The sequence below is a fragment of the Kitasatospora sp. NPDC127121 genome (assembly GCF_042677305.1).
GTDB lineage: Bacteria > Actinomycetota > Actinomycetes > Streptomycetales > Streptomycetaceae > Kitasatospora.
Genome location: NZ_JBHXTQ010000155.1, coordinates 1 through 5,136, shown reverse-complemented (window position 1 = coordinate 5,136; position 5,136 = coordinate 1). Strand labels below are relative to the sequence as shown.

The window sequence follows — 5,136 nt, the reverse complement described above, 5'->3', positions numbered from 1 at the left end:
GAGGAGGCGCTGGAGCACCTCCTGTCGGCGCCCCCCGGCGCCCAGTTGGCCCGAAGGCGCGCACCGCACCCGGGCGCGGGCCCGCACCCACCAGGGGTGCGGGCCCTCGCCCGTCGCGTGCGGGCCGGCGGGCCGGGGCTCCGGCCGGACAGGGCCTAGCGGGCCGGCTCCTCGTCGTCGTCGAACTGCGCCTTGATCGGCGGCGGCGCCTTGAGCAGGATCTGCCAGGTGACGTACATCGCCAGCAGCATCGGCGGGATGCCGAGGGCGACCTTGAGCCAGCCGAGCAGGTTGACGTTGTGGGTGAAGTACAGCGGGAAGAGGATCACCGGCTTGAGGCCCATGATCACCACCCAGGCCCAGGTCGCCTTGGTGTAGGCGGCGAACCGGCCCGGGTTCTCCTTGCGCCAGGTGAACATCTCGCCGGTGACCGGGCCGAGCATCACGCCGATCATCGGCCAGCGCACCAGGGCGGAGACCGCCAGCGCGATGCTGTAGCCGACGTTCCACAGCAGGCCGGGCAGGTAGAAGTCCTCGGCGCGGCCGCTCTTCATCGAGATCCAGGCGCCGAGGGCGACGCCGAACACCCCGCTGAAGGCGTGCTGGACGGTCTCCCGCCGGGCCAGCCTGGTCACCACGAACACCGCGCACAGGCCCAGCGCGGCCCAGGCGGCGGAGCTGACCTGGTGGGTGATGTTGAAGGTGACGATGAAGACCAGGCCGGGCAGCGTCATGTCGATCATGCCGCGCACGCCGCCGAAGGCCTGCAGGATGGTGTCGGCCGCTTCCTTGGAGGCGGCGGCCTTGCGGGCGGCCTCCTCGGCCGCGCTGTCGGCGGCCTCCTTGGCGACGACGGCCTCGCGGACGGCCGCGTCGGCCGCGGCCCCGGGTCCGTGCGGGCCGGGCGGCGCGTGGTGGTTCGCGGCCAGGTCAAGCTGGGCGGCGGACTCGCCGCCGGGCTGGTTGCTCACGCTCATTCGCTCCCGTGTCCGACCGGACGCAGCTCATAGCGGGGGTTGAACAGCACGCGGCGCCCGCGTGCGTGGCTGATCCGGCCGCTGGCGACGAGCCGGCGGCCCGGCTCTATGCCCGCGATCGAGCGGCGGCCGAGCCAGACCACGTCCAGCGCCTCGGTGCCGTCGAAGAGTTCGGCCTCCAGGGCCGGCACCCCGGCCCGCGGGCGGAGCGTCACCGTACGCAGCGTGCCCGCCACGGTGACCAGCTCGCGGTCCGCGCAGCCGGCGATCGGCGTGCAGCCCGACTCCGCCGCGCTCTCCTGGCGCAGCTCCTCGGCCTGCAGCTCCTCGGCCGAGGAGGTCAGCCGGCTGAGCATGCGGCGGAAGCGCCCCTGCGGCTGGTCGCTGCTGTTGTCACCACTCATGTCGGAAGGGTACCGGTTTCCGCGCCCCCGGCGGCAGGCCGTACGGCCACCGGGGGCGCCCCGGGGTCAGCTCTCGAAGCGGTAGCCCATGCCCGGTTCGGTGATGAAGTGGCGCGGGTGCGAGGGGTCGCGCTCCAGCTTGCGGCGCAGTTGGGCGAGGTAGACCCGCAGGTAGTTGGTCTCGGTGCGGTAGGCGGGGCCCCACACCTCCTGGAGCAGCTGGGTCTGGCTGACCAGCCGGCCGGCGTTGCGGACCAGCACCTCCAGCAGGTGCCACTCGGTCGGGGTGAGGCGGACGTCGGCGCCGTCCCGGTTGACCTTCTTGGCGGCGAGGTCGACGGTGAAGCTCTCGGTGACGACCAGCGAGTCGTCCTCGCCCGCGACCGGCTCGGCGCGGCGCACGGCGGCGCGCATCCGGGCGAGCAGCTCGTCCATGCCGAACGGCTTGGTGACGTAGTCGTCGGCGCCGGCGTCCAGGGCCTCGACCTTCTCGTCGGAGGCGTGCCGGGCCGACAGCACGATGATCGGCACCCGGGTCCAGCCGCGCAGGCCGCGGATCACCTCGACGCCGTCCATGTCGGGCAGGCCCAGGTCGAGGACGACGACGTCGGGATGGCGGGCGGCGGCCAGTTCCAGGGCGCTCGCGCCGTCATGGGCCGCGTCGACCTCGTACTTGCGGGCCTTGAGGTTGATCACCAGCGCGCGGACGATCTGCGGTTCGTCGTCCACGACGAGGACCCGGGTCATTTACGGGCTCCGCCTTTCAGGGCTGTCGGACTTACGGACTGTGGGACTTGCTGAACATACGGATTGCGGGAGCGAGGAACGACAGGCCGGAGCGGCAGGCCACCGGCTGTCACGTGATCAGCCGCGACAGCGGGTCGTGCCCGTCACCGGTCGCCTCCCCCGGTTCCGGCGGCCGCTCGGCCGCGGGCAGGCTGACGACCATGGTGAGGCCGCCACCAGGGGTGTCCTCGGCGGTGACGGTACCGTCCATCGCCTCGACGAAGCCGCGCGCCACCGCGAGCCCGAGCCCCACCCCGGCGCCGCGCGGCGCGTCCCCGTAGCGCTGGAACGGCGCGAAGATCCGTTCCTTGGCGTCCTCGGGCACACCCGGGCCGCGGTCCACGATCCGCAGCTCGACCCGCGCGGAACCGCCCGGCTGACGCAGCGCGTCGGCCTTGACCAGCACCTTGACGCCGTCCGGGCTGTACTTGACGGCGTTCTCGACCAGGTTGGCCAGCGAACGCTCCAGCAGGCCGCCGTCGGCCCGGATCATCGGCAGCGTCTCCGGGACGTCGAGGCGCACCGACTCGGGCGGCACCCCGCCGAGGGCGAACGGCACCACCTCGTCCAGGTCGGTCTCCTGGATCAGCGGGGTGACGGTGCCGGTCTGCAACCGGCTCATGTCCAGCAGGTTGTTGATCAGGTGGTCGAGCCGGTCGGCCCCGGCCTCGATGCCGGCCAGCAGCTCCGCCTCGTCCTCCGGCGCCCACTCGACGTCGGCCGCCCGCAACGAGGTGACGGACGCCTTGATCCCCGCCAGCGGGGTGCGCAGGTCGTGCGAGACCGCCGCCAGCAGGGCGGTGCGGATCCGGTTGCCCTCCGCCTCCCGGCGCGCCGCCGCGGCCTCCCGGGCCAGCCGGCGGCGCTCCAGCACCACGGCCGCCTGCGCGGCGAACGCCCCGAGCAGGCGCCGGTCCGCCCCCGGCAGCACCCGGCCGCGCAGCACCAGCGCCAGGCTGTCGCCGACCGGCACGTCCACGTCGGCCTCCTCCGGCCGCTCCGGCGGGCGCGGCCCGGCGGTGGCGACCGGCACCCAGGCGCCGAGCGGCTCCGGCCGCTCCAGCAGCGCGGCGCTCTCCTGCCCGAAGGTCTCCCGGACCTGCTCCATCAGCGCCGTCAGCACCCCGTCCCCGTTCGGCGCGCCGCGCAGCACGGTGCCGGCCAGCGCGCTGAGCGTCTGCGCCTCCGTCTGGCTGCGGGCCGCCTGGTGGGTGCGCCGGGCCGCCAGGTCGACCACGGAGGCGACCGAGATGCCGACCACGGTGAATATCGCCACCGCCATGATGTTCTGCGGCTCGTTGATCGTGAAGGTGTGGATCGGCGGCGTGAAGTAGTAGTTCAGCACCGACGAGGCGACCAGCGCCGACCCGATCGCCGGCAGCAGCCCGCCGACCAGCGCCGCGCACACCGTCAGCGACAGGAACAGCAGCATGTCGGTCGACAGGCCCAGCCCGCCGATCGCGGTCAGCACCAGCGCCAGCACCGGCGGACCCGCCAGCCCGATCAGCCAGCCCGCGATGGTGCGGGAGCGGCCCAGGTCGGTGATCCGGCGCACCGGCACCCGCCCGCGTCCGTGCCCGGCGTGCTCGTGGGTGACCATGTGGATGTCGATGTCGCCGGCCTCCCGGGTCACCGTGGTGCCGACGCCAGGCCCGTAGAGGTACTGCCAGGCCGGCCGGCGGCTGGTGCCCAGCACGATCTGGGTCGCGTTCACGCCCCGGGCGAAGTCCAGCAGCCCGGCGGCCGGGTCGTCGCCGAGGACGGCGTGGAAGGAGCCGCCGAGGCTCTCCACCAGGGCCCGCTGCTCGATCAGCGTCTGCGGGGAGCCGGTGCCCGAGAGCCCGTCCGAGCGGGAGATGTGGACGGCGAGGAGTTCACCGCCGGAGACACGGGCCGCGATGCGGGCCGCCCGCCGGATCAGCGTCGCCCCCTCGGGGCCGCCGGTCAGGCCCACCACGATCCGCTCCCGGGCCTGCCAGGTGCCCTCGATGCCCTGCTCGGCCCGGTACTTCTGCAGGTACTCGTCGACCCGGTCGGCGGTCCACAACAGCGCCAGCTCGCGCAGCGCGGTCAGGTTGCCCGGACGGAAGTAGTTGGCCAGGGCCGCGTCTATCTTCTCCGGCGCGTACACGTTTCCGTGCGCCAGTCGCCGCCGCAGCGCCTGCGGCGACATGTCGACCAGCTCGATCTGGTCGGCCCGGCGCACCACCGCGTCCGGCACGGTCTCGCGCTGGCGCACCCCCGTGATGCCCTCGACGGCGTCGCCGAGCGACTCCAGGTGCTGGATGTTGACGGTGGAGATCACGTCGATCCCGGCTGCCAGCAGCTCCTCGACGTCCTGCCAGCGCTTGGCGTTGCGGCAGCCGGGGATGTTGGTGTGCGGCAGCTCATCCACCAGCGCCACCTGCGGGCGGCGGGCGAGGACGGCGTCCACGTCCATCTCGGTGAACGCGGCCTCCCGGTGCACCAGCTGCCGGCGCGGCACGACCTCCAGCCCGTCGACGAGCTCCGCGGTGAGCCGCCGGCCGTGATCCTCCACGAACGCCACCACGACGTCCGTGCCACGCTGCTGTCGCCGGTGCGCCTCGGCGAGCATGGCGTACGTCTTGCCGACCCCGGGGGCCGCCCCAAGGTAGATGCGCAGCCTGCCTCGTCCCATGAGCACCATTCTTGATCCGGCTCTGCCCCGGGGCCACCCCCGGACACCTGTTCCCCTTCCCTTCGAGACTACGGCGTGAGCGGCGATTTTCCGCTGATCAGTGGACTGATCATGCGGTTTTAGCGACATATTGACGGCGCCCGCCCCCTCGGCCGGGCCGGCTTGAAAGCCTTCTGCCCTGTCTCCGGGAAATGCAAAAAGACCCCCTCCCGAAAGGGAGGGGGTCTTTTTGGAATAATTGTTCGGCGGCGTCCTACTCTCCCACAGGGTCCCCCCTGCAGTACCATCGGCGCTGTAAGGCTTAGCTTCC

General features: G+C 72.9%; 4 protein-coding genes. All 4 read right to left on the bottom strand.

Annotated features, from left to right (window positions below):
- Positions 1-155 precede the first annotated feature (155 nt).
- Positions 156-971 carry a DUF3159 domain-containing protein gene (locus ACFVHI_RS36965; RefSeq protein ID WP_244293354.1) on the bottom strand — a complete coding sequence of 272 codons (816 nt, stop codon included), beginning with the start codon at positions 969-971 and terminating at the stop codon, positions 156-158.
- Positions 972-973: 2 nt separating this feature from the next.
- Positions 974-1,381, bottom strand: a complete 408-nt coding sequence (locus ACFVHI_RS36960) for an OB-fold nucleic acid binding domain-containing protein (protein WP_063347599.1) — start codon at positions 1,379-1,381, stop codon at positions 974-976.
- Positions 1,382-1,447: 66 nt separating this feature from the next.
- The gene (locus ACFVHI_RS36955; RefSeq protein WP_063347600.1) at positions 1,448-2,128 is read right to left on the bottom strand and encodes a response regulator; all 681 of its coding nucleotides are present in this window, start codon (positions 2,126-2,128) and stop codon (positions 1,448-1,450) included.
- Positions 2,129-2,237: 109 nt separating this feature from the next.
- The gene (locus ACFVHI_RS36950; protein ID WP_063351105.1) at positions 2,238-4,826 is read right to left on the bottom strand and encodes a sensor histidine kinase KdpD; all 2,589 of its coding nucleotides are present in this window, start codon (positions 4,824-4,826) and stop codon (positions 2,238-2,240) included.
- Positions 4,827-5,136 lie beyond the last annotated feature (310 nt).